Genomic DNA, 2,282 nt, shown 5'->3' on the forward strand with positions numbered 1-2,282 from the left:
AGCTGCATAGAGACTGCAAAGTTCCTTGCAGTCAGGAGAAGCCAGAAATTCATCATCAATTCTGAGGCTCAACCTCCCCCTCTTCAATTCAACCCTGTAGGCCTGATGTTCTTCGTCAAATTCAATTTCTTCGGAGACATCAGGGAATTCTGACTTAAATTTGTTTACTATGGATTGAATAGTTTTCTCATCCTTTAAGATATCTTTGTTTATATCAAGGCCAAGAAGGGTCTTCATTAATGTTGTATCGTGTTTTCTCCTCTCAAACCAGCCCAGGAGTTTTTCAAACTTGGAGAGTTTTCTTAAATACGGGATAAGGGTCTTGCCAGTCAGAGACTTTCCGTTAATCGGGATTTCCATCTCATCTGCTGCAAGTTCAAAAAGCATGTCTTCAAGTTTGCCCTCATTTTGTATATATCGTTCTGACTTGCCTTTTTTAACCTTAAACAAAGGCGGCTGTGCAATATAAAGGTATCCATTTTCAATAATCTGCGACATCTGTCTGAAGAAAAAGGTTAGGAGCAGAGTTCTTATATGCGCGCCATCTACGTCAGCATCCGTCATGATTATGATTTTGTGATAACGGGACTTTGTAATATCGAAATCTTTTTCAATGCCGGTGCCAAGAGCAGTTATTAATATCCTTATCTCATCAGAATTCAGCATCTTGTCAAACCGTGCCTTCTCAACATTCAGGATTTTTCCTTTCAGGGGTAAGATTGCCTGATAATGCCTGTCTCTGCCCTGCTTTGCGGAACCGCCTGCAGAATCGCCCTCTACAATAAATATCTCACTTAAACTCGGATCCTTTTCAGCGCAGTCAGCGAGCTTGCCGGGGAGTCCGCTGTGTTCAAGCGCGCCTTTTCTCACGAGTTCCCTTGCCTTTCTCGCAGCTTCCCTTGCCCTTGAGGCCTGAAGCGCCTTATCAATTATTTTTCTTGCTACCGAAGGATTTTGTTCAAAATAACTGCCAAGTGTATCATTGACCAGCGACTCAACAATGCCCTTTATCTCGCTGTTTCCGAGCTTGGTCTTTGTCTGTCCTTCAAACTGGGGATTGGGAAGTTTTACGCTTATAACCGCGGTGAGCCCTTCTCTGATATCATCACCTGTCAGCGACTCTTTTGGGCTTTTAATCAAGCCGTATGATGTTGCATAACTATTGGCTGTTCTTGTAAGCGCAGATTTAAATCCGATAAGGTGTGTACCGCCTTCTTTAGTATTGATGTTATTTGCAAAAGAATAAAGAGTCTCAGCATAGCCGTCATTGTATTGAATGGCAACTTCTATTGTGATGCCGTCTTTTTCTTTTGTGACATATATAGGTTGTGGATGAAGGGGATTCTTATTTTTATTTAAGTGCTCCACAAATGAGACAATCCCGCCCTTGTAAACAAAGGACTGCTCTTTGTTAATCCTCTCGTCAGCAATTCCAATCAGAAGCCCCTTGTTTAAAAAGGCTATCTCTCTGAATCTATTGGATAAGATATCATAGTTAAACTCTGTTGTCTCAAATATCTCGGCATCTGGCTTAAAGGTTATTTTTGTCCCCCTGCTTTTTGTTTTCCCAACTTTTGTAAGCGGCTCTTTTGGCATGCCTCTTTCATAATGCTGCTCCCAGACCTCTCCATTTTGTTTTATCTCCATGTCAAGCCATTCAGAAAGTGCATTGACCACTGAAACTCCGACACCGTGTAATCCGCCTGAAATTGTGTATGCCTTGCTCTCAAATTTTCCTCCGGCATGAAGTTCTGTAAGCGCTATTTCAGCAGCAGTCCTGCCTTTTGCATCACCCGGATGCGGACCTGTCGGAATGCCCCTCCCGTTGTCAATAACAGTAATGCTGCCTTCCATGTGAATGGTGATATCTATTTTATCGCAGAAACCTGCAAGCGCCTCATCAACGCTGTTATCCACTACCTCGTAGACGAGGTGATGGAGTCCTTCAAAGCTCGTATTCCCTATGTACATAGCAGGTCTTTTTTTGACAGCTTCAAGACCTTTAAGGACTTTTATGTCCCCTGCTTCATAGGTCTCTCCATTTATATTTTGTATCTCTTCTTTCATTTACTCCCTTTCTTAGATAGCTGTTAGCAATTAGTCAATGACTCGCATAGCAGTTAGTAACTATAGCAACAGCATTAAATAAATTTAGCTCTAATATTTAATGTCATTCCCGCTTGTCGGGAATCTTTCTTATAAAGAATGATTGCGGACAAGCCGCAATGACAAGTTTATATTCTTTAAACGTAAACGAATTTATTGCCGTTACTATAACAGCT

The 2,282-nt window shown here is 41.7% G+C and carries 1 protein-coding gene; it reads right to left on the reverse strand.

What is annotated here, in order from left to right; genetic code table 11:
* The coding region (locus HZA10_04630; protein MBI5195588.1) for a DNA gyrase subunit B at positions 1-2,067 on the reverse strand (2,067 nt) is incomplete at its 3' end.
* Positions 2,068-2,282 lie beyond the last annotated feature (215 nt).

It is taken from the genome of Nitrospirota bacterium (assembly GCA_016212185.1).
In the GTDB taxonomy this organism is placed as follows: domain Bacteria; phylum Nitrospirota; class Thermodesulfovibrionia; order UBA6902; family DSMQ01; genus JACRGX01.